The organism is Mesorhizobium sp. L-8-10, assembly GCF_016756635.1.
In the GTDB taxonomy this organism is placed as follows: domain Bacteria; phylum Pseudomonadota; class Alphaproteobacteria; order Rhizobiales; family Rhizobiaceae.
Map to the genome: position 1 here is coordinate 870,084 of NZ_AP023263.1, position 26,156 is coordinate 896,239.

Consider the following 26,156-nt stretch of genomic DNA (forward strand, 5'->3'; position numbering starts at 1 on the left):
CGCTCACTCGGCAGTCGCGCGTTTCTTGGGTGCGGGCGCTATCGCTGACCGTGCCAGCACTTTATGCAGGAGCTCGGCCGCGTCCTTACCTTTGCGCGCGCGTTGCCAGAGATCGTCGACAAGTGTCTCATACAGGCGCACCGGCTCGACGTCGGCCGTCATCATCGCCACGCCGGAGCGGATATTGGGCAGGTCGCCGCCCAGCCGGAACGGGCTGACGCCGAGATAGGTTTTCTCGGCGGTTCGGAAGAGCTGAAAAGCCGTGTTGGGCAGCACCTCCTCGATAAGGCCGATCTGAATTCCCATCGGCTCACTTTCGATCAGGGTTATCAGGTGCTCGACCTCGTCGCGCGCCGCCTTGCGCCGCTCCGCCAATTCGGCGCCGGACAAATCGAACCGGCCGACGATGCCGAGCTTCAGCCAGCGCTCGATCTCCAGCAGGTTTACAAAGTTGACCACGCTGAGGCGCCGCTGCTGACTCGACTGTTTGCGTTCGTCGAGGATGGAGATGATCGTGTCGATATCGCGCTCGGCGGCCTTGCCGCTGAGATGCGACGGCAGGGATTCAAGCAAGGTGCGTTTCAGGTAACTGGAGAACGCGTCGGATGTGAGCAGGTAGGACAAGGGCGGAAAATGCGCCACAACCTGATCCGCGTCGGCTTCAACCTGGCGCATGCGCTCGAAATAGCTGATCGGATTGGCGTAATACTCAACCCCCGCCCCGAGCAGCGAGGCCACCGTGGTGTTCAGCACGCCGGCCAGCCGCTCCAGCGTTTCAATCTTGACGACCCCTCCGGTCTCGATCCGGTACACGGCCGCGCGCGAAATACCCAAATCGTCAGCGATCGCGTCGGCTGTGAGACCCCTTCCCATCCGGTAGGCCTTCAGCCGTCGGCCGATTTCCTCGAACTGGCTCGCCATCACACCTCCCAAATCGCCATTGTCTCATTATTTAGACGGAGTTAGCGCAAATCGGGGCAGGTTGCAAAGTTTCCTCTCAGCTTCACTCAAGCGCGAGACGTTCACGGGCGGCCGCACTTTCATGCCACCGCAGCATCCTCCTCTCCGCATAGTCGACGGCCAGGAACAGAGCGTAACCCAGCAGCGACAGGAGGATAACGCTGACCAGCACCAAACCGATGTCGGCTGTCTCTTGTCCGAGGCTCAGGAGGTAGCCGAGGCCAGCTCGCGCGCCCATCAGTTCCCCGATCACCGCCGCAGTAACTGCCAAGGTAACCCCGACTTTCATGCCGGTGAACAGCAGTGGCAATGCCTGTGGCAGCTCGATGCGCCACAAGCGACTCCATCCGTTCATGCGCAGGATCTTTGCCAGTGCCAGCAAATTGGGGTCGATCGAACGCAGGGCGCTGATCATATTGGACAGCACGGGAAAGAAGACGACGATTGCGACCAGCACCACCTTCGGCGTCGCCCCCAGCCCGAGCCAGAGCAGGAGAAGTGGGGCGATGGCAATCTTCGGCGCCGTCTGCACGAAGATGATGAGCGGGTCCAGGACTATTTCGAGCAGCGGAAGACGAACGAACAGCACCGCCATGACGATGCCGATCGCGGCTCCGATGACAAAGCCGGCCACGATCTCGATCAGCGTGACTGGTACGTGACCGAACAGCCCGGCTTGTGTAGCCAGGAACCAGAATTTGGAGGCAAGCGTAGGCGGCGACGGCACAAGGTATTCGGGCACACCGAACAGCGCCACGGCAAGCCACCATGCCGCAATAAAGACCAGAAGCGAAACAGCCGTGCGCAAAGTGATCATCTCCGGGCGCTCCGGCCTCTGGCCGGAGCGCCATTGGCTTCAGAGCCCGGACGGCTTCTCGACTACGAGGTCGGCAGCGGGAAACTCTTCGGGGATTGCCTTGTATTCGGCGGCCATGTCGATCGTCTTCTGCCACGCGGCGATATTGCCGTAGCCGAAGCCGCTTTTCTGCGTGTCCTCGCTCTGCCACAGCGTCTTGATGAAGACCTCCTTGATGATCTCAGTCACGACCTTCTCCTGCGGCGCGAAAGTCGGCGCGTAATCGGCGATCGCCATCTGGACGTCCTTCTGGACGTCGCCCTCGACGATATGCTTCAGCGCCTTGTCGAGCGCGGCGATGAAGCCTTTCACCTGCTGCGGATTGGAGGCGAGATAGCTTTCCGACGTGACGAGCACATTGCCGTGGCTCGGCAGGAAATCGTCCGAAGCAATCATGCCGACATCCACGCCTTCGGCCTTCAGCGCGTAGTAGCGCAGCATCGAGAAGACGATGGCGTCGACTTGGTCCGACTTCAACGCGTCCAGAATCGCGCCGGTGCCGACGATCTCGACCTTGACGTCGTCGATGGACTTGCCGGCCTGGCTCAACATGACCTGGAGCTGGATGTAGTTCGGGCTGCCGTAGCTGGTGACAGCCACCTTCTTGCCGACCAGATCGGCGGGCGACTTGATGCCGCTCGAATTCTTGAACAGCACCGCGCCGATGCCGCGCTGATAGGTCGAATGGACGACCTTCACTGGAATGCCGTTGGCACGAGCCGAGATGACTGCGTCGCCATTGGGAAAGCCGAACTGGACATTGCCGGCCGCGACGTTGTTCAGGATGTCCGCTGCGTTTGCGTAGAGAAACTCGACCTCCAGTCCCTGTTCCTTGAAGTAGCCTTCCTTCTGGGCGACGTAGAGCGGCAGGTAGTAAGGCACCGCCGCGCCGTCGATCTGTATGGTCACCTTGTCATCCGCCTTGGCGACGATGGCGCCAGCGACAAGCGCCAGCATCAGGAGCGGAATGGTCAGCGCGGCCTTGAGTCTTGCATGAATTCTCATGGCATTCTCCTCTGTCGATTTGTTTATTGATCGGATGTCTTGACCACGGCCGCAGCGGCTTGCGCGCCGGCGCGTAGGAGGTTGCGTTGCGTTGGTTCGTAGTCTTCGAGCCAGCCGTCGCTTCGCCTGTGAGCGTGAACGGCCAGGATCGCGCCCGCACGCACGCCGCATGCGCATGCCACTGCAAAGATCACCTCGGCCTCCATTTCGACGGCGTCGGCACCTGCTGTCGCGAAGCTGTCGAGCAACGCCGGCTTTCCCCGACCGGATGCGGTTGTCGGGCGGCCCTGCGCGCGATAGTAGCCATCGGCGGTAAGGCATCGGCCGCGGCGGCCCTTCAGCCCGAGAGACCGACATGTGTCCATCAAGCATTCGCTGACGGAGGAATCGGCGTGGACCGGCCGGGTCCTGTCCGGCTCATAGACGGCGGCGACGCCGCTGTTGCGGACTGCCTCATCGGCGATGAGGAAATCCCCGAGCGACAGGTCGTCGGCCAGCGCCCCGCAGCCACCAGTTCGGATCAAGATCGTCGCTCCCATGGCGGCGAGTTCGACCGTTGCGATTTCGGCGGAAGCCCCGCCGATACCGGTCGAGCACACTCCGATGAGCACGTCGCCGAAATAGCCGCAGCCCAGCCGAAACTCCCGGTTCTGGCCGACGATGGCGAAGTCGCGGAGCACCGACGCGGCAAAATCGACACGACGGGGATCGCCCGGCAGCAGGAACGCTTTCGGCATCAAGGCTGGGCGCGGCAGGTGGGGCGGGACGCCGCTGCGCCATGGCCACTCCGCAGATCTGTCGGTCATCGCCATGACAGCAGCCATTTCTCCAGGCCGGCCAGAGCCTGGTAGATCAGGATACCCAGCAACGAGGTGATCAGCACCATCGCGAAGAGCATCGGCGTCTTGTATGTGGTGCCGGCGAAGACCATGAGATAGCCGAGTCCCTGGCCACCTGAGAGCCATTCAGCCAGAATGGCGCCGATCGTGGCCTGCACCGCGCCGACCTTGAGGCCAGCGAAGATCTCCGGCACGGCGGAGGGCAGCTCGATGCGCACGAGGCGGTCACGCCTCGTCAGGTGCAGGACTTCCGCCAGGAAGCCGAAATTTGCGGGGACCGAGCGCAGGCCGAGGATGGTGCCGGCCATCACGGGGAAGAAGACCAGGGACACGACCAGCACGATCTGCGACGTTAGTCCGAGCCCGAACCAGAGAATGAACAGAGGCGCCAGCGCGATCTTGGGTGCCGTCTGAAAGACGAAGAGATAGGGGCCGATGATCCTTTCGACGCGTGGACTCTTGCCCAGCATGAAACCGAGCGCGAAGCCCAGTCCCGATCCGATTGCGAATCCAGCCAGGATGATACCCAGCGTGTGCGTCAGATGCGGCCAGATCGCGCCGTCGCGAAATAGTGCCACGAAGGCCGATCCAACCTCCGCTGGAGGTGGAAGCACGAAACGCGGTATCTTGAAGAGGCGCACATAGGCCCACCACACGGCGACCAGCATGAGCGGCGTCGCAATCATGAAAACCGCGCGGAGGGAACGATTGTTCATTTCAGTTCACGCCGCAGCACGGACAGCCAGCGATGAAAGTCGGGGGAGTCCTTGACGGATTCGTTCCTGGCTCCGCCGAAATCGAGCGTATGCAGCGCACTGATCCGGCCCGGGCGCGGCGACATGACGGCGACGCGGTCCGAAAGATACACGGCCTCGTCGATCGAGTGTGTCACGAAAATGATTGTCGCGGCAGTTTCCGTTTTTATGCGGAGCAGTTCGTCGTTCATCCTATCACGGGTGAGGAGGTCAAGGGCGCCGAATGGCTCATCCATGAGGACGAGCCGCGGATGATAGACCAGAGCGCGCGCGATCGACGCCCTCTGGCGCATGCCGCCCGACAGTTCTTTGGGCAGTGCCTTGCCGAAATCCTTTAACCCGACAAGGGCGAGCATTGAGGCCGCCCGCTCGTTCGCCTCCGACTTGGCGATGCTGAACACGTCGAGAGGGAAACGTACGTTATCTTGAATACTGAGCCACGGCAGCAGCACGGGCTCCTGGAATACAAAGCCGATGTCAGTTCCCCGGGAAGGCGCGCCGTCCCGCCAGCGGATCTGCCCACCAGACGGCTTCTCCAGCCCAGCCAGCAGCCGCAGCAGCGTCGACTTTCCGCAACCCGAGGGGCCGATAAGGCTGATAAGTTCGCCTCGGCGGACGTCCAACGTCACTGGAGAGAGAGCTTCGACCTCAGTGCCCTCTCTCGTTCGGTAGATTTTTGTCAGCGCTTCCACGCCGACGAGGACCGGGGATTCGGACGCCTGTTGCAATTTTTTTGACTACCGAGCTTCTTGTCTCAGGAATGAGACAAGAAGCTCGCAGGGATTTGAGCCAGAGTCAAACAGAAAGCAGCGGGCCCCGGATAGCCCCGGCGGTTGCGGATTCGCTAGTCTCCATCGGCAAGATAGCCGCCCACAAGTGGTCGCGAGCTTGACTGAGCGAAGCCTGTCAATCCTCTGGCGTGTGGGCGGCCTAACGCGAGTCCTCGCCCCGTTGTCCGCACAGGACAAGACGCTGGCGGTTCTGTACAGCGTGCCCGGTCCCTTGGACGTTCGGAGCCTTCTTGCATCCGTCGAGTACAGCAACCCGTCCCGCTATCGATCAACCATCCTCAAGGCCGCTCACCGCGCCCACCTCCTGCACTTAAACACCAAGGCCGACACCGCGCAGTTATCGCCGCCCGGTTCGCGCTACGTTGAGGAAAGGGTGATCCTCGAAGTTTGAACGGGTCCCATCGGCACCCCAAGAGGGAAGGTCAGCCGCGCTCCCTTGCAAGATGACCTCTCAGATTATTGACCCCTGGGAAGCGGCAGTATTGGATGGAAGGAGCAATCATGTCTTGCCTCCACCCCGACGGCTTTGACGGAGACAAGCGTCGCGCCCGAAGATTACAGTATCAGCTAAAGCCGCTTCAGGTCTTGTCGTGGAGAAGCACGTGCCGAACGCTGGAACTCTGCCCAATTCCACGAAGCGGAGAGCGGACTTTCCGCGGAACTCCCTGCCTTGCTGTTTTGATCCAATGCAGGCCTCCAAGGCACAATTCTCCGTGAAGGCCGTCATTGGTCCGGCAACGCGCCCTGTCGACCTGATAGTCCCGTAGCCACGCGCGCGATACTATTCTTTGCCTTTTTCCGAGGGCTTCCGGGCGATCCATGAGGACAGCGGTTCCGGCAAACCAGTGCTCTCTTTCGCCGGAGGGCGGGCGAAACTGCCAGCATTCGCGCCCAGCGGGCGAAGCCGATGGAGGGCGAGCGCCTGCAGAGCCGCCGCCTGAATTGGGTCCAGCAACACGGCGGGAACCTCATCCATGATGTCGCTGGCAAGTCCCGCGATCGGGGCGCCAGCAAGGATGACAACATCGGCGCGGGTGGCAGCGCGACGGCATGTTTCTGCCAGCGGTCGCCTCAGATCCTGCGCCACGTCGGAGATGGAGCCGAAATCGGCGTCCGGGGTGAAGGTTCCCGCGAAGCGGCGTTCAATGCCAGTCCGTGTCACCTGTTCCTCATACCAAGGCGCGAGCCGGGGAGAAAACGTGACGAAGGCGAAGCGCTGACCGAGCGCCAGCGCGGCAAGCATTGCGGCCTCCGACATGCCCGTGACCGGCAGGTCGAACAGTTCCCGCGCCGCTCCGAGGCCGGGGTCGCCGAAGGCGCCGATCACGGCCGCGTCGAAACTGCCGATCCGCTCTGCGAGCATCGACAGGACCGCAGCGCCGGCGATCTCGGCCTCCGCGCGCGACGAGATATAGGCGAACCCTTCGCGCGCAGTGACGGGCAGCAAGTCCACGTCCGGCGGCAGCACGGACCTGGCCGAGGCGGCAAGCCTGTCGGTCAGCGCCTACGTCGTGTTCGGGTTGAGCAGCAGCAGCCGCATCAGTAGCCGAGCCTTTCCGGCAGCCATGTCACGATCCCCGGGAAAATCATGCACAGCAGCAGCACCGCATACATCGTGGCGATGAAAGGCCAGCTTTCGCGGACAAGCTCGCCCATCCTGACGCCCGTAACACCACAGACGACGAAGAGCACCACGCCCACAGGCGGAGTCAGCATCCCGATCACCAGGTTCAGTACGAAGAGAAAGCCGAAATGCAACGGATCGATCCCGTATTGTAACGCAATCGGGTGAAAGAGCGGCACGAGCATGATGTAGGCGGCGTTCGACTCCAGGAACATGCCGACCACCAGCAACATGAGCGCGATCAGGCAAAGAAACAGGAATGGGCTGTCCGTAATTCCCTGCATCAAGGACGCAAGTTTCATCGGCAGGAGGTCGATGGTGAACAGAAAGGTCACGGTGGAGGCAAACGCGATCATCGCGCCGACGAGCGCAGACGTTTTCGCAGCACTCAGGAGCACTTCAGGAAGGTCTGCGAACTTGAGTTTGCGCGTGACGAAAAACCCGAGGAAGAGGGCGTAGCAGACGCCGACCGCCGCGCCCTCGGTTGGCGTGAACACCCCGGCGATGATACCGCCGATGACGAAGACCGGCATCAGGAAGACGATGAAGCTGCGCTGCGTCTCGCGCAGAATGTTCGACAGCGTGATAGGTCGACCGGCCAGCGGATAGTTCCGTCGCCACGCGATGAGCCAGCACAGAAGCATGAAGGCGGCGAAAAGGACTAGCCCCGGAACCACACCGGACATGAACATGCCGCCGACCGAAACGCTTGACCCTGCCATGAAGGCATAAACGATCATCGCCCCGGAAGGCGGGATGATCGGCCCGAGATTTGCCGCTGCCGCGACGATCCCGGTCGAGAAGCCGAGACCGTATTGCTTTTTCAGGGATGGAACGAGAGTGGACGACAGCGCCGATGCATCCGCCACGGCAGCGCCCGAAACGGAGGCGAGCCCGGCTCCGGAAATGATCGTGACCTGCGCCAGCCCGCCGCGCACCCGTCCGATGAAGGCGTTCGAGAAATCGACGAGCCGGTCCATAATCCCGCCCTTGAGCATCAGTTCACCCGCGATCATGAAGAGTGGGATCGACATGAGCGGGAAGGAATTGACCGCGTTCATCAGCCGGGGCGGCAGTACCAGCAGATCGAAACCCGCCAGCCACAGCCCCGCCAGCGCCGCGACGCCGAGCGAAAAGGCGAGCGGCATGCCGAGGAACGCAAGCAACAGGAAAGTGGCGATGACGAAGAGGCTCATATGCGAGGTTCCGCCGGGAAAAGGGCGAGATGGACGAGATGCAGCGCCGCATGCAGCGCGCCAAGGATCACGGGAAAGAAAAAGACGCTCGAGGTCATGTTGATTGCGCCGAGCCGCTCTGACCATGTCGCCAGCGCCACGATGATCGACGTCCAGAAAACGACCGTCATCATCACCGCTGCGAGAGCGCACATCAGCCGGGCAACGAAGCGGCGAAGACCATCAGGGAAGCGCGCCACCAACAGTTCGATCCCGACATGCGTGCCGTCGCGGATTCCAAGCGGAATGGCGAGGAAGATGGTCCAGACGAAGGCGATGCGGCTGGCCTCGTCGGCCCAGTCGAAGGAACCGTTGAAGACATAGCGCATGACCACCTGCGCGGAGACCACGACCACCATCGCCGCAGCGCCAAGGATAACGAGGAGACGCGCGCCGGTGTCGGCGCGCGCAAGCAGTCCGGTCAGGGGACGGTAGAGCGCCATCTGATCACATGCCGAGCCGGGCGATCTCATCCTTGAGTAGCTTCACCAACTCCGGGTCGAGACGGGATCTGGTGTCCGCTGCAACATCCGCAGTCTTTTCGCGCAGCGCGGCGGCCAGTTCGGGCGAGACCTCGGTATAGGTCATACCCTTCCCGGTCAGCTGCGCGAGGCCGGCTGCGTCCTGTTCCGCTGCCAGTTCCCGCTGGTAGGCCACGGCGGTCGCCATCGCTTCCTTCACCATGGCCTGGCTGTTGGCGTCCAGAGCATCGAACCACTTCTTGTTGGCGACGACGGAGATGAAATCGAAGAAATGCCCGGTGTTCGAGACATGCTTCTGAACTTCAGCGTAGCCAGCGACATTGATGATGGCGAAAGGGTTCTCCTGGCCATCGATAACGCCCTGTTCAAGGGCGGAATAGAGCTCCTTGACGTCCATCGCGACCGGGCTGGCACCAAGCGCGCGGAAGGTGGCGAGATGCGTCTCGTTCGGCTGAAGGCGGATCTTGAGACCTTCGATGTCCTCGATCTTCGCGATCGGGCGGACATTGTTGGTGAGCTGGCGGAAGCCGAGCTCCATGTAGCCCATCGGGGTCATTCCTTCATCGGCCATTTTCGCGTCAAGCGCGGCGCCAACCGGCCCGTCGACGATAGCGAAGGCCTGTTCTCTGTTTTCGAACTGAAACGGCAGGCCGACGATTTCCAGCTCGGGCACGGTGCGGGTCAGATAGGCAGTGCCTACCCACATCAGTTCGATCGTGCCGATCTTGACGGCCTGGACATTCTCTGCTGCCCCGCCCAGTTGCTGCGCGGGAAAGATGTTCACGTCGATCTCCCCGTTCGACAGGCGTTCCAGCTCCTCCTCGAATTTCACCATGGCGAGGGAAGATGAATGTTCGGTCGCGAAATTGCCGGCGACGCGGATGGTGTCCTTCGCTTCGGCCATGACGGCCGTAAGGGCAATGGCGGTTGAGGCGACAAGAGGCAGCAGAATTCTCATGGCAGGCTACTCCTAGGTTGCGGCGGCGAGATTCTTGGGCGTCTGCGCGCCTATCCCGAAAGCGCGGGTGGCACGGGATCGGATTACCGAGGCGATCTCGGCCAGTGTGGTGATGTGCTCTTCAAGCGGCGTAGCGGCGAGGCGGCTCTCGAAGGTGGCGAAAAGCGAGCGCAGGTTCTCCACGCGGTGCAGTGCAATAATGAACGGATGGCTGAAGCGGGCCCGGTAGGCAGCGTTCAGACGGGTCAACCGCGAGGCTTCGGCGGCCGACAGGGCCAGCAGGCCAAGGCGTCCCTGTTCGCCGGTCGAAGCCTCAGTCATCCGCCCTTCTGCCGCCTCCTTTCCTGCCAGTTCAGGATGGGCATTGAACAGCGCGACCCGTTGACCGGGTTCGGCGCGGAGGATCGTTTCGACCAGAGCCCTGGCCAGCGCCTCGTCACAGGCAAAAGGGCGCTGATCCACAGTTGCCGCAGCGACCCAGGGCGAACATTCTACCAGTGGCTCGATTATCGCGAGCGCGGCGGTGCGGGGTGCGGTGTTGAGGATGTCGAGCGTGGACGTCATCGGGTAGCTGGCCGTCTCCATCTATGCCTGATTTACGCTAGCCGCATTGCTGCATTGCATTCCATGACATTATCGACAACTGTGCATTCTACTTTTTAGAATGATCGCTCATGTCGCTACATATTGTCCCGCGCGGTTTGCAATATATCGAGGCGGTTGCCGAGCACGGCTCGATCCAGGCCGCTTCGCGCGCCACCGGCATCGCCGCCTCGGCCATCGACCGGCAGATCAAGCTCTTGGAGGACCGGCTGGGTGTGCGGCTCTTCGACCGTATGGCGACCGGCATGTCCCTTTCGCCCGTGGGCGAGATGTTCATCGTGCTGGCGCGCCGCTGGAAAGCGGACGAGAACCGCATCTGGTCGGACGTCAAGCAGATGCAAGGCGTCGATCTTGGCCATGTCCGGCTCGTCACGATGGACAGCCTGGTGAACGGTGTCCTCCCGCGCTTTTTGCACCACATCGCCGAGGTCTATCCGAAAGTCCGCATCGATGTGGAGATCGCCACGCCAGATGACGCGGTCTCCACGCTTGACGCAGGTGATGCGGATGTCGCGCTGACATTCAACCTGCGCGTGCCGCGGGACGTTCACGTCATCTGGAGCGCGGAACTGCCATTGCACTGTGTTGTTGCACCGGGCCACCCGCTGGCGGAGCACCGGCAGATCAGCCTGGCGAAAGTACGCGATCATGCCATCGTGGTGCAGAGCCCGGCGCTTGCGATCCGTCGTATCCTGGACGCCCGGCACGGCTGGATGTTTTCTGAAAATCGTCCGCCTGTGGTCACCAATTCCCTGCAACTGTTGAAGCAACTCGTGGTGTCGGGCAGCCACGTCGCCCTAACCTCCGAACTCGACACTGCGCAGGAACTGCTCGAAGGCCGGCTCGTAGCCATCCCGGTGACCGGCCAGAACATCCTTCTGCAAAACATCGCTCTTGCCATAAACTCCCGTCGCGCCCTGCCGCGCATCGCGATCACGGTGGCTGAACTGCTGGCCGCCGACACCCAAAAAATGCTGGAAGAAGTCAGAGCGATTTTGCCCGAAGCGCGTTCATGAGAGCACAGATTCTTGACTTGCCGAGCGGGTTTCGGGTTCTCGGAGAAATATGGACTGCCAGATCTCTGCTGATTGCCCATTTGACTTCACAAGATAGGCCTGAGCGGCCAGGGCAGTGGAATCTGGTTTTGCGGAGGGACTTTGAAGGGGCGCGGAGCGCGCTCTGCACCCCAAAAATGCGACGTCCAATCAAAGAGCGGAGCCTCCCTCGAAGCGGACGTCGGCATCCTCCTGCTCGATCCCGCTTGATTGCCGTGATGGCACGCGCCCTGTCGAGGGCACGCATGAGCTTTCCATCGCGTTGGACCAGTCCGCCGATCATCACGAAGGGCTGCAAACACCAGTCTCAAAAGCTACCATTGCGCAGGAGCAAACGCGTCCCGAGGATTGGCTCAGATGACATTCGTCGATTCTCTCGCAGCGAGGCTGTTGTCGGCGACATTGATGTTCGATCGGGCGTCGTTGCTGGCGCTCGAGGCCCTGGCTGCCGACTCCGACCGCCGGGTCCTGAGACGCGGCGAAATTCTGGTTCGCGAAGGCGATGCATCGGACAGGTTCTTCATCGTGCTGTCCGGCCGCTTCACGGTACACACAGGAGGCTCGACCGGCGCGGTCGCCGAGATCGCGCAGGGTGAACTGGTCGGTGAAGTCGGTTTCTTCGCAGGACTACCCCGCACGGCCACCGTCCTTGCAGCGCGCGATTCGATCGTCCTCGAAATCAGCCACGATCATTTCGAGAAGGCGGCCGAGACCCTGCCGAGCCTCAGAGCGGCGGTCACGACATTTCTTGCGCGCCGGTTTGCCACCCTTCCGAGTTCGCTGCCCATCAAGAAACCTGCCAGGATCCGAACACTTGCCGTCATTGCGGCCGGTGGAAGTCGCATCTCACCGCTGTTCATCCGGCGCCTGCAGCAAGCATTCGACCTGACCGCTCGCGCTCGCTTCGTTTCCCGGCTTGACATCCACGCTCGGTTCGCCGGTCTTCCGTTCGACGACCAGGCGATCCTCAACTGGTTGAACGAACTGGAGGCGGAAGCCGAGTTCATCATCTATGTCGCCGATGAAGACCCAAGTGAATGGACCCGTGTCTGCATTCGCCAGGCGGATAGCGTCCTCCTGCTTGCCGACGCGTCCTGCTCGCCCCGACCGAACCCGTCCGAGGAACTGGCTGTATCGGTCCATCCACCATCCGCCGGGCGGCTGGTCCTGATTCACGAACATCGCACGGCAGCGGTCTCCGGTACCTCCGCATGGCTCGATGAGCGTCCCTATGTTGGCCACCATCATCATGTTGCGCTTGACGACGGGTCTGATTTCCAGCGCCTGGTTCGATTTGTTTCCGGCAAGGCACGGGGCTTCGTCGCGGCCGGGGGTGGGGCCCTCGGCAGCGCCCATCTGGGCGTCTACAAGGCCTTCGTCGAGGCGGGTGCTCGCTTCGAATATCTCGGCGGGACGAGCTCCGGAGCGGCGATGATGGCGGGCTTCGCAAAAGGGCTCGATGCCGAGCAGATTGATCGAGGCACGCACAACATATTCATCAAGAGCCGAGCGTTTCGCCGTCTTACCTTGCCGCATTTCGCGCTTCTGGATCACAAAGCGTTCGATCGGGCCCTTCGCGAAGAATATGGTGAGGTTCTGATCGAGGATCTTTGGCTGCCGTTCTTTGCGCTTTCGACCAATCTGAGCTGCCGTGAGCCCCATATCCACCGTCGTGGAAAGCTCTGGCATGCCGTTCGGGCGTCCGGCTCGATCCCGGGTGTCCTACCCCCGTTCTTCACCGCTGACGGCGATATGCTGGTTGACGGCGCCATCATGAACAATCTGCCGCTGGAGCAGATGAGGGAGCTCAAGACCGGACCCAATGTCATCGCGAACCTGCGGGCGAGTGCACCGCAAAAATACGACATAGACTATGACCGCATCCCCGGAGCTTCCGAACTGGCGATCGGCTTGCTGAACCCTTTGCGTCGTGCCCGCATGCCTCAAGTCCCCAGCATGCTTCAGGTCATCGCCGCCAGTATGCTGGTACACCGGCCCCACGACATCGCCATCGGCGAAGAGGATGTCGTGGTCTGTCCGCAACTTTCCAGCACGATCGGCTTCATGGACTGGAGCCGGCATTCCGAGTTGTTTTCGGACAGCTACCACGGCACGGCCCGATGGATCGAGGAACGCCTCCGCCAGAACGACCCACGGCTCCGGGCGGTGCTCGACGCCGGACGCGCTTAGCGCACTCGCCTTTGGCCGGAAACTCCTTCTATCACCGTGACTGGCATCTGCGTCGGTACGATCCGGGTCAGCCTGGAACCGGTCGATTCACGAAGGCCCCGGAATTCGGCTTTCCCGCGCCGGCGGCCGTCAGTGCAGACACGTCGATATCGTTGGCGGTGGAGTCGCGGCTCTCGTCCGGCTGGTCGATGCGCGGTGGACACCTTCGATGATCGACTGCCTGGCCTCGGCGCCGTCGGACGACGGCAGATCCTCAAAATTGAATCGGCACGGTCGTCGATCCAGTCGTGGATAGCGTGCTTCAGGAGGCAGGCATCCGCGCGGACGGGCACTGCCTATTTCGGCAGGCCGGCCTTGGCAAGGCCCTCGACGAAGTGGTCCCAGTCGGAGGGGTTCTTGTAGGGCAGAACGCGCGCCTTTTGTTCCAGCGAGTATCCAGGGTTGACGGCCAGCACTTCCTCCCACAGCTTTCGGGCCTCCTCGATGCGGCCGAGATGACCATAGGCCGAGGCGAGCAAGGTGCGCGAAAGATCGGTGTTCGGCTGCCTCCGTATGCGCTCACGCAGATAACGCGCCGCCGTCTCGTAGTCGCGCTTCATGAAATAGGCGTGGCCGAGGAAATGCAGCCACATGTCCGGATAGCGCGGATCGAGCCGCACGGCCCTTTCCAGGTTCTCGACGGCGGCGTCGTGATCATGCATGTAGACCAGAATATTGCCGCGCGTAGCCAGCAGTTCCGCGTCGTTGGGCGCCAGCATCGTTGCCCGGTTTATCTCCTTGCAACAGGCCTCCATATCGCGCTTCCAGAGCAGCGCCACCGCAAGCGCCCGGCGGGCGAGCGGATCGTTCGCGTCGAGCTCGACAGCCCGGCGGGCCATCTGGAGGGCGCAGTCGATCGAGGCGTCGGGGCTGTCCGACCAGCCATTGGTGTAGGCCATGATATTGGAGAAGGCGAGACCGACGTGGGCGGAGACGAACCTCGGGTCGATCTCGCGCGCGCGCTCGAACATCGCCATTGCCGTCTCCATGTGCACCCGGTCGAGATTGTTCATGATCATCTCCCGACCACGCAGCACCAGGTCGTAAGCCTCGACATTGGCGGAGGGCGTGCTGCCCAGCCGATCCTTTTCCTTGAGGTCGAGGCGCACCTTCAGCTCGCCGACGATGCTCATGGTGATCTCGTCCTGTATCGCGAAGATGTCCTCCAGCACGCGGTCGTAGCGCTCGGCCCAGACATGGGCGCCTGTGCGCCCGTCGATGAGCTGGGCAGTGACGCGTACCCTGTTGCCGGCCTTGCGCACGCTTCCTTCCAGCACGTGGCGCACGCCGAGCTCGCGCGCTGCCTGTTTCACATCGACGGCGCGGCCTTTGTAAGTGAACGAGGAGTTGCGTGCGATCACCATCAGTGAAGAGATCTTTGAAAGATCCGTGATGATGTCCTCGGTGATGCCGTCGGAGAAGTAGTCCTGGTCGGCGTCTCCACTCATGTTGTCGAAGGGCAGAACGGCGATCGACGGGGCTTCGGCGATTACCTGCCGTGCCGGCCGGACGGCGACTTCCGCTTCGCCACCGGTGGCAGGCTCGCCGAAACGGACGCTGAAGGTTCTCACCGGCTCGGCCAGGTTCTTTACCTCGCGCAGGCCGCCATCCTCGAAGTCGAGGTCGAGCTTGTCTTTCACCTGGTCGTAGACGGTCGCCGAGATGCAGATGCCGCCCGGCTGGGCAATGCCTTCGATGCGCGCCGCGACATTCACCCCGTCGCCGAAGAGGTCGTCGCCCTCGACCACCACGTCGCCGACATTGATGCCTATGCGAAGGTACATACGCTCGCCGTCCGGGCCGCCGCCATTCGCGGCGATCTCGCGCTGTACATCGACGGCGTACTGTACCGCGTCCACGGCCGAGTGGAACTCGGCGAGAAAACCGTCCCCGGTCGACTTCACGAGCCGGCCGCCGAACTCGGGCAGGCGAGGGTTGATGATGTCGCGCTGCAGATGCGTCAGCCGCGCCAAGGTCGCGGCTTCATCAGCGCGCATCATGCGGCTGTAGCCGACAATGTCGGCCATCAGAATGGCCGCTAGCCTCCGCTGCAGGCGAAGCTGGTTCACGCGTTCGGCCCCTTCCTCGTATGATTCCTTTCGATACCTGACTACCGGCATAGGCGATATCCCTCAGGCCGGTCGAGTGGTTTCGCCAGGTTCATATGGCGGTGCCACAGCGACGGAACAAGAGCCCCAGGCGCCGAACCGGACCAGTTTTCGCCTGCCACCGGCAGGCGCAGGCGGCAGCATGCTGACCTTCAGCCGGCGTTCCCGATCGGAAAACCTCGGAACGGCTTGACCTCCTTCAGCACGAAGATCGTCTGCATCTCCTTGATGCGCGGCAGTCGTCGGACGACCTTCATGGCGAAATCCGCATAGGTGTCGAGGTCGCGTGAGACGACCTGCAAGAGGAAGTCGGCGTCGCCCGCGATGCTGTAGCAAGCGACGACTTCGTCGAGACCCATGACATCGCGCGCAAACGCCTCTGCTTCCGTCTCGCTGTGGCTGTCGATCTTCACCCTGATGAACGCCAGGACGCCGAGGCCTATCTTCCGGCGGTCGAGAACGGCCATGTAACTCTGGATGACACCGCTTTCCTCGAACTGCCTGACGCGCCGCCAGCAAGGGGAGGTCGAAAGCCCCACCTCGCCGGCGAGCGCCTGGTTGGTCAGACGGCCGTCCCGTTGAAGCGCGGTCAGAATGCGGATATCGGCGGGCTCCAGCGAAATCGGCATGTTCTACCTCACGATCATTGCTTCTCGGAAACCTCTACCGCGCCAGCCGTCTCATGGGGAGATAAAGGTATGATTGTCCCCATGATCGGATGTAGTTTCCCCGGAAACATTCGGGGTCAGCTGGAACACCATGCTTCAAGACATCCGCCTCGCCGTCGTCGTCAATCCCGACCTTCCGCTTGGTATCCTGTCCAACACGGTAGCGGCGATTTCGGTAGGCATCGGCGCCGCGCTACCGGTGCTCGGAGCTTGCCGGCTGACCGACAAAAGGCAGAACACGATCGACATCAGCTCGAATCGGCCCGTCCCGATCCTCCAGGCCGATCCGGCCACCATCAGGACGCTGATGCTGAAGGCGCTCGCGTGGCCAGAGGAGCGGGCGGTCGTTCCGTTCCCGTCTTTCGCAAGATCGCTCCATGACTACGCCGACTACGAGGCGACCTTTCCTGGACGGAACCTCGAAGAAGAGGCGATCGACGGGCTCGGCATTGCCGGCCCGGCCAAATGGGTGAAATCGCTCACCGGCTCTCTGAAACTGCTGAGATAGCCCCTCGGCTGCCGCGCCGGTCGGACACCGGCGATCCAGCTGGCGAAGGTCACGATCTGTCTCACGAATGAAGGCCCCCCCGGTTTCCCGGCGCCCGGAGCGGGCGGCACCCGATGATCGTCAAGGCGCCGGGCGCACCGGGATTGCTCGCCTGGATCGAACGCGTCGCGGTCGCTTGAGCTCGAGGCCGGACGGCGGCGCACCACTGCGATGTGCCGTCCATCCGTCCCGGCGGCCGCAGCGGTCGGTCCAGCCAGTGCCGCCGTAGCCGCCTGTCTCGCGGGCCGCAACAATGCGACTCAGCATCCCGAGATGCGCCTGTGCACCCCGTCCAGGCTTTCCGCAAATGCATCGAACAGGTTCCGGGCCGTGAGTTCGCGCAGGACCTGCTCGTTGATGCCCCCGCGCGTCGCATATTCTCCCGCCAGGTCCATGAAGCCCGCATGCGGTGTGGTTTCGGGGGCGTGCGCCAAAGCTTTGAAAAGGCTGGCCACATAATCCCGCGCCTTGGAGTCCGCCACGCCGTGGCCCTCCAGCCATCCGTGGATCGTGTCGAGAAATTTGAAGTAGCTGGCAAATGTCGCGGTGGCGACGGCGAGAGCGTCGAACTCGCCCGCGTCCTCGACCTCGATCAGCTTACCCAGCCTGCCGAACAGTTTCGCTGCGGCCGGGTCCGGCGGAAAAACGATCGTCGGTCCCTGCCTGTGCGCCACCATGGGCATGGGAAGCGCCTTCGTCACATGCTCCGCGGGAGCGATCAGGGCCGCGACGTCCTCGCGGGAGAGCGTGGCGATCAGGCTGACGACGTGATGGCCGCGACGGAACCGCAACTCCCGGAGCACCGCATGCGCGATCTGGGGCCGGACAGCGAGCATGACGGTATCGCAATCGTCGAGGACCGCCTGGTTGTCGGTTGCGACGCGCACGTCCGGATAGCGGGACGCCAGGCCGGCGGCGATTTCTTCGTTGCGAGGCGACAGGAGAATTGTGACGGAATTGTCCGCGACGGATTTTAGGCCTGCGACGATCGCGGATGTCAGCGCGCCTGTACCGATGAAGCCGAGTTTCATTGGGCGTCCTTTGCGTTTGGTTTCCGCGCGATCGCCTGAACGACCGCGTGGTCGGCGGAAAGGTCAGGCGGTACGGTCAGGCATATTCGCCCGCAGCCATTGAAACCAGCCTTTTCGTCTTCCACACTTTTGCGACGCCAGGCCGAGCGAAATCAGGCCTCCGTTGATGCCGGACCGGCTTGCGTCGGCGAGGCGTGGTTGTTCGCGCTCGCGGCAAGCCGGGTCTCAGCCGATCTCGGAGCGGATGCGATAGGCGCAGCGACGCGCGCCGTGGATGATGTGCTCCGTCCGTTCAATGGCGCAATCGGGCCCCAGCATTTCGCGGAAGATGGCGAGCTCCGACCGGCAGAAACCCCTGGCAGACGCTGGCCGCCGCGCAGATCGGACGGTGATTTTCGATCAGCAGCCAGCCTTCGCCGTCCTCGGCTCGCGATACTCCGCCATATAGCCTTCGCGCGTCCTGATATCGGCGAGCTTCGCGAGCTGTTGCCTGGCATTCTCACCTGCGGTGCCGAGCGCGCTTCGCACTTCAAATGCTGGCCGCCCTCGTCGCCGCGAACAGGCGCTTGCGTCGAAAGCCGATCGGCTCTTCGTCACCCGGATCTCGACGGCCCTCACTGGACGGCCGCCTTCATCAGGGTCTCGAGCCAATCCGCGAAAAGCTGAAGCCGGCGTGAAAGGTGCCGGCGATGGGGGTAGAGGAGTGTCATCGGCATCGACGCCGCGCGCCACGCGGGCATGACCTCGACGAGTTCGCCGGCTTCGAGGTGGCGCCTGACGTCATAGGCGGGAATCTGGATCAGGCCGAGGCCCGCCAGGCAGCAGGCGATATAGGCTTCCGCGCTGTTGACGCTGACGCGGGCGCGCATCGGGACCGAGCGCCGGATGCCGCTCTCGAGCCACTCCCACTGCTCGACACGCCCGCTCGCCGGCGAGGCGTAGTTGACTGCCCAATGAGCGTCCAGATCCGTCGGGCGCTCCGGAACGCCATGACGCTCCAGATAGGCCGCGCTGGCGACATTGATCAGCGGCAGTTCGCCGATGGTGCGCGCGATAAGCCCGGAATCGGCAAGCGGCCCCACACGCAGTACGCAATCCACGCTGCCTTCGACGAGATCGACCGGCCGGTCGCCGAGGCCGAGATCGATATCGATTTCCGGATAGCGGTCGAGGAATTGCGACAGGGCGGGAGCGACGATCAGGCGGCCGACGCGCCCCGGCACATCCACCCGCAGCTTGCCCGATGGCCGCGAAGTCGTCTGCCGGAAGAGGCTCTCGGTCTCCTCGACATCCTCGATCAGTCGCTGGCAGCGCTCATAGAAGGCGGCGCCGTCCTGCGTCGGCGAGACCTTGCGGGTCGTGCGGTGGAGGAGTCGTGTCCCGACCCGGCCTTCGAGGTCCTGCACCGCAGCCGACACTGAGGAGCGGGGGAGCCCGAGCGTGTCGGCCGCGCGCGTGAAACTCGAGCATTCGATGACGCGGGTGAAGATGCGAAACCGGTCGATACGGTCCAAGACGACCTCCAATTGTTCGTCCAGACTGACAAGTCCTGTCCGACTGGCCAGCTTTATCGTGAAATCCTAGACGGTATCGTTCCTTTATTGAAGCGGCTGCATGGCGCCGCCGCATCACCCGAAAGGAAGCCGAGGCCATGGCCGACCACAGCATCAGGGGCAAGACAGTCATCATCGCCGGCGGCGCGAAGAATCTCGGCGGGCTTATCGCCCTCGACCTCGCGGCACACGGCGCCAAGGCGATCGCGATCCACTACAACAGCCCCGGCGCGAAAGCCGATGCCGAGGCGACCGTGGCCGCGATCAAATCCGCCGGCGCGGAAGGTGTCGCCTTCCAGGCCGACCTCACCACCGCCGACGCCATGGAGAAGCTGTTTGCGGATGCCGTCGCCGCCGTCGGCCGGCCCGACATCGCCATCAACACGGTCGGCAAGGTCCTGAAGAAGCCGATCGTCGACATATCCGAAGCCGAATATGACGAGATGAGCGCGGTGAACGCCAAGGCTGCGTTCTTCTTCCTCAAGCAGGCAGGCAGGCACGTCAGGGACAACGGCAAGATCTGCACGCTGGTGACGTCGCTGCTCGGCGCATTCACGCCCTTCTATTCGTCCTATGCCGGCACCAAGGCACCGGTCGAGCATTTCACCCGCGCCGCCTCCAAGGAATTCGGCGAGCGCGGCATATCGGTGACCGCGATCGGCCCTGGGCCGATGGACACGCCGTTCTTCTATCCGGCCGAAGGCGCCGACGCCGTGGCCTACCACAAGACGGCCGCCGCGCTGTCGAACTTCTCGAAGACCGGTCTCACGGATATCGAGGACATCGTTCCCTATATCCGCTTCATGGTGTCGGAGGGCTGGTGGATGACCGGCCAGACCATCCTGGTCAACGGCGGCTACACGACGAAGTGATATGCCGCGGGCGGCCGGTGACGGCCGGCCGCCACGCGCCGGGAGATCTTCGATGTATCCCGCGAGAAAGACCCGCTACAGCGCCGAAAAGGTCGCGCGAATTCCCTCCATCCTCGATTTCCGGGCCGATTCCAAAGGCCGCTGGTTCGCCAGGGACAATGCTTTCGATGCGCTTTTCCACGATTGCTTCCGCAACCTGCGACATTGGACGCTTTGGTCGGCGCAAGCCTCGCTATCAGCCATGAGCAGTGAGGATGTTCTGCGGGAACCTTATGCTCCCGTCGCGGGCTCCGAAAGGGCAAGGGTCGCAACGAAACGATCGAGGCTCTCCTCGACGAAGGCGGCAACGTCGACCTTCGGATCGAAGCCCCACCACAAGAGGGATCCCTGCCATACCGAGGCCATCATGAGGCCGACGTCTGACGGGGCGGAAGGGATATCAGCGAAACAGTCGTCGAGCGCCCCGGTGAGGACCGCCTTCCATGCCGCGCCGCGCGCCCGCAGGACCGGATCGCGCAGGTCCTCGCGAAGCACCAGCAGGCCCTCGGCATAGGCCTCGATGCCGCCATAGTTTCCCGACAGTCCGACCAGCAGCCGGACCGCGCCGGCCGGCGTCTTCGACAGCGCCGTGGCAAGCCGGGCGGTCTCGCCGTCGAGTTTGTCCCAGGCATGCAACAGCGCTGCGCGCTTCAGATCCTCCTTGCTGCCGAAGCGCTGGACCAGCGTGGCGGCGGAAAGGCCGCAGGCCTTGGCCAGGCTGGCGAAGGTGAGCGCTTCAGGCCCGCCGCCATGAATGATCTTCAGCGCGGCCTCCAGGACGTCTCTGTCGGGAAGTGTCTTCGGACGGGGCATCTTGACATCAATTTATAACCGAATAATCATTTATATATCCGATCTGACTGGCGGACGCCAGCCTGTTTGCGAGCTCAACCAGGAGAATTCCGATGACTCTGCAGGGAAAAATCGCTCTCGTCGCGGGTGCTACCCGCGGCGCCGGACGCGGCATCGCGGTCGAGTTGGGTGCTGCCGGCGCCACCGTCTATGTGACCGGTCGCACGACGCGCCACCGGCAATCCGAATATGCCCGGCCCGAGACGATCGAGGAGACGGCCGAACTCGTCTCGGCGGCCGGCGGCAAGGGCATCGCGATCCGTGTCGACCATCTTGTCGTCGAAGAGGTGCGTGAGCTGGTCGCGCGCATCCGCGCCGAGCAGCACCGGCTCGACATCCTCGTCAACGACATCTGGGGCGGCGAGACGCTGTTCGAATGGAACAAGCCGGTCTGGGAACACAATCTGGAGAACGGACTCAGGATGCTGCGGCTCGGTATCGACACGCATCTGATCACCGCGCATCACGCATTGCCGCTGATGATCGAGCGGCCGGGCGGCCTGCTGGTCGAGGTGACCGACGGCACCGCCGCCTACAATGCAGAGCACTACCGCCTCTCGCCTTTCTACGATCTTGCCAAGGTTGCGGTGAACCGCATGGGCTGGGCGCATGCCAAGGACCTCGCCCCGCATGGCGCGACCTCGGTATCGATCACACCCGGCTGGCTCCGTTCGGAGATGATGCTGGGGTATTACGGCGTCGAAGAGAAGAACTGGCGCGATGCCACCGCCAAGGTTCCGCATTTCGTGGTCTCGGAAACGCCGCGCTTCGTCGGACGCGCGGTCGCAGCACTCGCCGCCGATCCGGATCGGACGCGGTGGAACGGCCAGTCGCTGTCCAGCGGCGGGCTGGCCCAGGTCTACGGCTTCACGGATCTCGACGGGTCGCGGCCCGACGCCTGGCGCTATGTGGTCGAGGTCCAGGATGCGGGCAAGCCGGCGGACGCGACAGGTTACCGATAGGCCGCCGCACCTGACGACATTCAAGGCGGGTCGGCGCTGAATTCCATCGGGCCGCCATTCATCTTGCCGTCGAACAGGACGAGGAAGCGATATGCAGGTCCCTCATCCTGCAGCGTCAGCAGAACCTCCGCCTTGTCGTCGGGGCCGAGCCCCGGAAGGGCGCCGAGGGCGGTCGGTGCCTCGCCGGGCTTGCCGGTCCAGAACCAGACCGAAGGCGAGGGCGGATCCTCGCAGGTCGGGTTTCTGTCGTCGTCGCTTCGGCCTGCAAGGACGAGAACGCCACCGGAGACCGCGGCGAGATCGCGAATGCCGACGCAATCGCCGAGCGGCAGCGGATCGACGGTCGCTGGCGGCGGCGTGGTTCCGAACAGGTCCGCGGCCGCCACCCGCATCACGAAAGCCTCGCCGTCGATCGAAGGTCCCCGCAGGCCGAGCAGCATGTCGCCATTCAGGAATGCGATCCCCTCGATCGTAACGCCGTTCTCGTCGAGCGGCTTCTCCGCATGGTCGGCGAATTCAGCCTTCAGGGTCTCCCGCAACAGATCGGTTCGCTGGATTTCGGCGGCCGGCGTGTCGTCGTCGAAATGGAATGTCGGGCGCCCGCTGTGCGGATCGACCGGAAACCGCACCAGGAAGAATGCGGAGAGCCGGAGCGCGCCCTGCCGCCCGAGTCCATGGGATCCCACAACATAGAAATGGCCGTTCGGATCCATTGCCGTTGCCGGCACATAGGCCGCGCCCTCGGCATCCAGCTCCTTCATCTCGACGCCGCCGATTGTGCCGGGAAGCAGCCTGATGACCTCGGTCGGCACGATCGTGTCGTGGCCGAGATCGAAGAATTGCGCGTATTTCTTCTCGTCATTTACGGCGAGACAATGCCCTGCGACGCAGGCAGCGCCGCTGATCGACAGGCGTGCGTCGTCATCCTTGGCGAATTCGGGCACCACGGTCCAGCTTTCGCCCGACGGAACAATGTCCGCGCGGGCCGTTGCCATCGGCAACAGGACGACAAGCGCGACCGCAACAAGACGCATCGCAGCCTCCATGGCCTCGGCCTGGCTATCGGACAGGACCCTGGACCTTGCCTGTCTTCAGCTGGCCCCCAAGTCTGCCAATGGACCCGGATCTGCTGCACAACCTTATCCTAACCATGCTTTGAATCCACTATATTTTTCTCTTGGAGTGTTTTTTCACTTCACCTTCGAATTTCAATATTCATTGGGCTCCCGCCGAGCACGGGTGCCGATCGAAAACCTTTCGACTTAAAGTAATTCATGTTTCAAGGCCGCGAACGCGGCGACACAGGTTGGATACATTGCTCGATCAAAGTTCGCGATCGCGATTCCCCGGCACCCTTCAGAGACAGGCCGCCGCGGAAGACAAGCCGCAAGTCCAGGACGTCCATGCAACGCATCTCCTCCAGCGACCTTCCTCGGCAAAAGAAGCTCGCTTTCATCCATGAGTTCGTCTCGCAGCGGGTTGCCGGCCGGCGGTTCAAACCGCTCGACGACGACTTCCGGATCGATCTTGCGGCGCTGACGCTGCACGGACAGACGGTCGTCGGGGCGGCCCGCTACACGCCGATCGTCGGCATGCGCTCGCATGACCTGCTCTCGGATGGCCGGGAGGGCTATCTCCTGACGATCCACGACGCCACGCACGAGTTCTCCGCCGCCGGGAAGCCGACCATCAAGCCGGAGCCCGGCGATCTCACCCTGGTGAGCGACGCCATCGACTCGGAATTCCGGCTGCCGGCCACCGAGGTGAAGGTGGTCGCCGTCGCATGGCCGGGCCTCGCCAACCGCATCCCCCGCATCGACATGAGCCCTTTTTATCACATCCCACGAGACGCCCCGGGCATGGCCCTTTTCACCGCATATTCGGACCTCCTGCGGCAATATCCGCCGGAGAACGAAGCCCTCGCCCAGGCCGCCAACAACCATCTCAACGAACTGATCGCGCTGGTGCTCGGCGGCTTCGTCAAAGGCGGCACGGACCGCAACGAGCACAGCATTCGCGCCGCGCGGCTGGAACTGGTCAAGAAGGAGATCGAGGCGCGCCTGCGCGATCCCGACCTCAACATCGGCGCAATTGCGCGAAGCCACGGCGTCACACCCCGCTACATCCAACGGCTTTTCGAGGCCGAGGGCGTGACTTACTCGGAATACCTGCTCGAGCGGCGCCTCGAACTGGCGCTTGACCTGCTGCGTCAGGCCGAACCGCGCGACAGCCGGATATCGGCAATCGCCTATGAGGCGGGTTTCTGCGACCTCTCTCACTTCAACCGCTGCTTCCGCCGACGCTACGGCACGACGCCGTCGGAGATACGCGCCGACGCCATGCGGCGGCGCGGACTTTGACCCGGCCAGAGATTCGATCCCAATGGACGCGTGACCTTTACCAACCAGGCCCTCGTGACGATCCGGAGTTCTGGGATTGGCTGACCAAGCGCACTCCGGCCAGGCGCTGGCGCGAGGTCCCCGTCGAGCTTCGCCAACGGCCACACGCTTTATGTCGACGGCGGGATCAGCATCTCGCTGTGAGCCACCGTGGCTTCGCGAAAAAGGCGCTCCTGCCGCGCGGCGGAAGCGCCTGATTTAGCCGGCTTGATACCGATCAGATCAAAGGCGATGCATGGTGCTGACGAGTTTCGAGACCAGATAGGGCTCGATCGCCTCGGCGCCGCCTTCCGAGCCGTAGCCGGAATCCTTCATGCCGCCGAACGGCACTTCAGGCAAAGCGAGGCCGTTGTGGTTGATCGTGGTCATGCCGGCCTCGATGCGGCGGCCGAGCTCTTCCGACACGGCGGCCGAGCCGGCGAAGGCGTAGGAGGCGAGGCCGAACGGCAGGCGGTTGGCCTCCTCGATCGCATCCTCCAGCCCGTCGAAGCGGTTGATGATGGCGAGCGGGCCGAACGGCTCCTCGTTCATGACGCGCGCATCGGTCGGGACATTGGTGAGCACGGTCGGCTCGAAGAAATTGCCCTTGTTGCCGATGCGGCGGCCGCCCGTCACCAGCGTCGCACCGCGGTCGACGGCGTCGCCGATGAGGGCCTCGAGCGCCGGGATGCGGCGCTCGTTGGCGAGCGGCCCCATCTGCACGCCCTCTTCCAGGCCGTTGCCGACCTTGATGGCGCGTGCCGCGGCAGTGAAGCCGGAAACGAAGCCGTCGAACGACCCGTTCTGGACGAGGAAGCGGGTCGGAGAAACGCAGACCTGCCCGGCATTGCGGAATTTCGAGGCCGACAGCACCTTCACCGCGGCGCCGAGATCGGCGTCGTCGAAAACGATCGCCGGGGCATGGCCGCCGAGTTCCATGGTCGCGGGCTTCATGTGCCGGCCGGCCAGCGACGCGAGGTGCTTGCCTACCGGGGTGGAGCCGGTGAAGGAGATCTTGCGGATCACCGGATGCGGGACGAGATATTCCGAAATCTCGGCGGGCACGCCGTAGACGAGGTTGATCACACCGGCCGGCACGCCGGCATCGGCGAAGGCGCGGATCAGCTCGGACGGCGAGGCCGGGGTCTCTTCCGGTGCCTTGACGATGATCGAGCAGCCGGCGGCGAGCGCCGCCGAGAGCTTGCGCACCACCTGGTTGATCGGGAAGTTCCAGGGCGTGAAGGCCGCGACCGGGCCGATCGGGCGCTTCACGGCAAGCTGCGTCACGCCGGCGGCGCGCGCCGGGATGAGGCGGCCATAGGTCCTGCGCGCTTCTTCGGCGAACCAATCGATCGTGTCGGCGCCGCCGAGCGTCTCCATCGTCGCTTCGGCGAGCGGCTTGCCCTGTTCGCGCGTCATGGTCCAGGCGATCCGGTCGCGGCGCTCGCGCAGGAGCTCCGCTGCCTTGCGCATGATCTTGGACCGCTCGAAGGCCGACATGGCGCTCCATGTCCGGAAGCCGCGTTCGGCGGCCGCGAGCGCGGCGTCGAGATCGGGTCCGGTCGCATGCGCGACGGTGCCGATGGTCTCGCCGGTCGCCGGGTCGATGACCGGGATCGTCTTGCCTTCGGCACCGGCGCGCCACACGCCGTCGATCAGCAGCTGGGTATCTGGATAGGAGAAGGAGGTCATGTCGTCTCGTTTCCTTGCTTCGTCGATGGACCGCCCGAAGGTCGGGCGGCGGGCTTGAATGC

At 63.3% G+C, this 26,156-nt stretch carries 26 protein-coding genes and 1 pseudogene; 7 read left to right on the top strand and 20 right to left on the bottom strand.

Annotation, left to right across the window (positions count from 1 at the left end; genetic code table 11):
* Window positions 1–3: 3 nt before the first annotated feature.
* From JN280_RS03925 to JN280_RS03950, 6 genes are all read right to left on the bottom strand, one after another.
* Window positions 4–921, bottom strand: coding sequence for a helix-turn-helix domain-containing protein (locus tag JN280_RS03925; RefSeq protein ID WP_202310203.1), 918 nt, complete (start codon window positions 919–921; stop codon window positions 4–6).
* An 82-nt stretch (window positions 922–1,003) separates the two neighbouring features.
* Window positions 1,004–1,777 carry an ABC transporter permease gene (locus JN280_RS03930; RefSeq protein WP_202310204.1) on the bottom strand — a complete coding sequence of 258 codons (774 nt, stop codon included), beginning with the start codon at window positions 1,775–1,777 and terminating at the stop codon, window positions 1,004–1,006.
* Between the two features lie 39 nt (window positions 1,778–1,816).
* Window positions 1,817–2,821, bottom strand: coding sequence for an ABC transporter substrate-binding protein (locus tag JN280_RS03935; protein ID WP_202310205.1), 1,005 nt, complete (start codon window positions 2,819–2,821; stop codon window positions 1,817–1,819).
* Between the two features lie 23 nt (window positions 2,822–2,844).
* On the bottom strand, window positions 2,845–3,645 hold the full coding sequence (locus JN280_RS03940; protein ID WP_210387830.1) for a nucleoside phosphorylase: 801 nt from the start codon (window positions 3,643–3,645) through the stop codon (window positions 2,845–2,847).
* Window positions 3,624–4,376, bottom strand: a complete 753-nt coding sequence (locus JN280_RS03945; RefSeq protein ID WP_202310209.1) for an ABC transporter permease — start codon at window positions 4,374–4,376, stop codon at window positions 3,624–3,626. Before JN280_RS03945 ends, JN280_RS03940 begins: the two co-directional genes overlap by 22 nt.
* Window positions 4,373–5,143, bottom strand: coding sequence for an ABC transporter ATP-binding protein (locus tag JN280_RS03950; RefSeq protein WP_202310210.1), 771 nt, complete (start codon window positions 5,141–5,143; stop codon window positions 4,373–4,375). Before JN280_RS03950 ends, JN280_RS03945 begins: the two co-directional genes overlap by 4 nt.
* Before the next feature lie 223 nt (window positions 5,144–5,366).
* On the opposite strand from JN280_RS03950, the gene JN280_RS39145 reads away from it, so the two are divergent.
* Entirely contained in the window at window positions 5,367–5,597 is a 231-nt protein-coding gene (locus JN280_RS39145) for a hypothetical protein (protein ID WP_210387831.1), read from the top strand.
* 390 nt (window positions 5,598–5,987) lie between these two features.
* On the opposite strand, the gene JN280_RS03955 is transcribed toward JN280_RS39145, so the two are convergent.
* The 5 genes from JN280_RS03955 to uraD are packed head-to-tail and all read right to left on the bottom strand — an operon-like array spanning window position 5,988 to window position 10,090.
* Window positions 5,988–6,707, bottom strand: coding sequence for an aspartate/glutamate racemase family protein (locus JN280_RS03955; protein ID WP_274609089.1), 720 nt, complete (start codon window positions 6,705–6,707; stop codon window positions 5,988–5,990).
* Between the two features lie 38 nt (window positions 6,708–6,745).
* Window positions 6,746–8,026: a TRAP transporter large permease gene (locus JN280_RS03960; protein WP_202310211.1), complete on the bottom strand. Its 1,281-nt coding sequence runs from the start codon at window positions 8,024–8,026 to the stop codon at window positions 6,746–6,748.
* Window positions 8,023–8,508, bottom strand: coding sequence for a TRAP transporter small permease (locus JN280_RS03965; RefSeq protein WP_202310212.1), 486 nt, complete (start codon window positions 8,506–8,508; stop codon window positions 8,023–8,025). Before JN280_RS03965 ends, JN280_RS03960 begins: the two co-directional genes overlap by 4 nt.
* 4 nt (window positions 8,509–8,512) lie before the next feature.
* Window positions 8,513–9,505 (bottom strand): TRAP transporter substrate-binding protein, encoded by a 993-nt coding sequence (locus JN280_RS03970; protein WP_202310213.1) that lies wholly within the window; start codon window positions 9,503–9,505, stop codon window positions 8,513–8,515.
* Window positions 9,506–9,517: 12 nt separating this feature from the next.
* On the bottom strand, window positions 9,518–10,090 hold the full coding sequence (gene uraD, locus JN280_RS03975; protein ID WP_202310214.1) for a 2-oxo-4-hydroxy-4-carboxy-5-ureidoimidazoline decarboxylase: 573 nt from the start codon (window positions 10,088–10,090) through the stop codon (window positions 9,518–9,520).
* 89 nt (window positions 10,091–10,179) lie between these two features.
* Between uraD and JN280_RS03980 the strand changes: the two genes are divergently transcribed.
* Window positions 10,180–11,124 carry a LysR family transcriptional regulator gene (locus tag JN280_RS03980; protein ID WP_202310215.1) on the top strand — a complete coding sequence of 315 codons (945 nt, stop codon included), beginning with the start codon at window positions 10,180–10,182 and terminating at the stop codon, window positions 11,122–11,124.
* A gap of 396 nt (window positions 11,125–11,520) precedes the next feature.
* On the top strand, window positions 11,521–13,353 hold the full coding sequence (locus tag JN280_RS03985; RefSeq protein WP_202310216.1) for a patatin-like phospholipase family protein: 1,833 nt from the start codon (window positions 11,521–11,523) through the stop codon (window positions 13,351–13,353).
* Here JN280_RS03985 and JN280_RS40210 read toward each other — a convergent pair.
* The 3 genes from JN280_RS40210 to JN280_RS04000 all read right to left on the bottom strand — a co-directional run bounded on the left by JN280_RS40210 (window position 13,350) and on the right by JN280_RS04000 (window position 16,129).
* Window positions 13,350–13,685: a methyltransferase gene (locus JN280_RS40210; RefSeq protein ID WP_202310217.1), complete on the bottom strand. Its 336-nt coding sequence runs from the start codon at window positions 13,683–13,685 to the stop codon at window positions 13,350–13,352. The genes JN280_RS03985 and JN280_RS40210 overlap by 4 nt on opposite strands.
* Before the next feature lie 3 nt (window positions 13,686–13,688).
* Entirely contained in the window at window positions 13,689–15,419 is a 1,731-nt protein-coding gene (locus JN280_RS03995) for an adenylate/guanylate cyclase domain-containing protein (RefSeq protein ID WP_244742931.1), read from the bottom strand.
* A 233-nt stretch (window positions 15,420–15,652) separates the two neighbouring features.
* On the bottom strand, window positions 15,653–16,129 hold the full coding sequence (locus tag JN280_RS04000; RefSeq protein ID WP_202310219.1) for an Lrp/AsnC family transcriptional regulator: 477 nt from the start codon (window positions 16,127–16,129) through the stop codon (window positions 15,653–15,655).
* Window positions 16,130–16,259: 130 nt separating this feature from the next.
* Between JN280_RS04000 and JN280_RS04005 the strand changes: the two genes are divergently transcribed.
* Window positions 16,260–16,676: a DUF2000 domain-containing protein gene (locus tag JN280_RS04005; protein WP_202310220.1), complete on the top strand. Its 417-nt coding sequence runs from the start codon at window positions 16,260–16,262 to the stop codon at window positions 16,674–16,676.
* A 299-nt stretch (window positions 16,677–16,975) separates the two neighbouring features.
* Here JN280_RS04005 and JN280_RS04010 read toward each other — a convergent pair whose 3' ends face one another.
* The 3 genes and pseudogenes from JN280_RS04010 to JN280_RS04015 all read right to left on the bottom strand — a co-directional run bounded on the left by JN280_RS04010 (window position 16,976) and on the right by JN280_RS04015 (window position 19,260).
* Window positions 16,976–17,746: a pyrroline-5-carboxylate reductase gene (locus JN280_RS04010; RefSeq protein ID WP_202310221.1), complete on the bottom strand. Its 771-nt coding sequence runs from the start codon at window positions 17,744–17,746 to the stop codon at window positions 16,976–16,978.
* Window positions 17,747–17,971: 225 nt separating this feature from the next.
* A pseudogene (locus tag JN280_RS39275) lies at window positions 17,972–18,220 on the bottom strand (helix-turn-helix transcriptional regulator); the annotation flags it as partial.
* 140 nt (window positions 18,221–18,360) lie between these two features.
* Window positions 18,361–19,260, bottom strand: coding sequence for a LysR family transcriptional regulator (locus tag JN280_RS04015; RefSeq protein ID WP_202310222.1), 900 nt, complete (start codon window positions 19,258–19,260; stop codon window positions 18,361–18,363).
* Window positions 19,261–19,397: 137 nt separating this feature from the next.
* Here JN280_RS04015 and JN280_RS04020 point away from each other — a divergent pair, with 137 nt between their 5' ends.
* A complete protein-coding gene (locus tag JN280_RS04020; protein WP_202310223.1) occupies window positions 19,398–20,171 on the top strand; it encodes an SDR family oxidoreductase in 774 nt (257 codons plus the stop codon).
* A gap of 270 nt (window positions 20,172–20,441) precedes the next feature.
* On the opposite strand, the gene JN280_RS04025 is transcribed toward JN280_RS04020, so the two are convergent.
* On the bottom strand, window positions 20,442–21,023 hold the full coding sequence (locus JN280_RS04025) for a TetR/AcrR family transcriptional regulator (RefSeq protein WP_202310224.1): 582 nt from the start codon (window positions 21,021–21,023) through the stop codon (window positions 20,442–20,444).
* 92 nt (window positions 21,024–21,115) lie between these two features.
* On the opposite strand from JN280_RS04025, the gene JN280_RS04030 reads away from it, so the two are divergent.
* Window positions 21,116–22,024, top strand: a complete 909-nt coding sequence (locus tag JN280_RS04030) for an SDR family oxidoreductase (RefSeq protein ID WP_202310225.1) — start codon at window positions 21,116–21,118, stop codon at window positions 22,022–22,024.
* A gap of 20 nt (window positions 22,025–22,044) precedes the next feature.
* Here JN280_RS04030 and JN280_RS04035 read toward each other — a convergent pair whose 3' ends face one another.
* Window positions 22,045–23,058: a DUF3616 domain-containing protein gene (locus tag JN280_RS04035; protein ID WP_202310226.1), complete on the bottom strand. Its 1,014-nt coding sequence runs from the start codon at window positions 23,056–23,058 to the stop codon at window positions 22,045–22,047.
* A 369-nt stretch (window positions 23,059–23,427) separates the two neighbouring features.
* On the opposite strand from JN280_RS04035, the gene JN280_RS04040 reads away from it, so the two are divergent.
* Window positions 23,428–24,384 carry a helix-turn-helix transcriptional regulator gene (locus JN280_RS04040; RefSeq protein WP_202310227.1) on the top strand — a complete coding sequence of 319 codons (957 nt, stop codon included), beginning with the start codon at window positions 23,428–23,430 and terminating at the stop codon, window positions 24,382–24,384.
* A 261-nt stretch (window positions 24,385–24,645) separates the two neighbouring features.
* On the opposite strand, the gene JN280_RS04045 is transcribed toward JN280_RS04040, so the two are convergent.
* Window positions 24,646–26,094: an NAD-dependent succinate-semialdehyde dehydrogenase gene (locus JN280_RS04045; protein ID WP_202310228.1), complete on the bottom strand. Its 1,449-nt coding sequence runs from the start codon at window positions 26,092–26,094 to the stop codon at window positions 24,646–24,648.
* Between the last annotated feature and the right edge of the window lie 62 nt (window positions 26,095–26,156).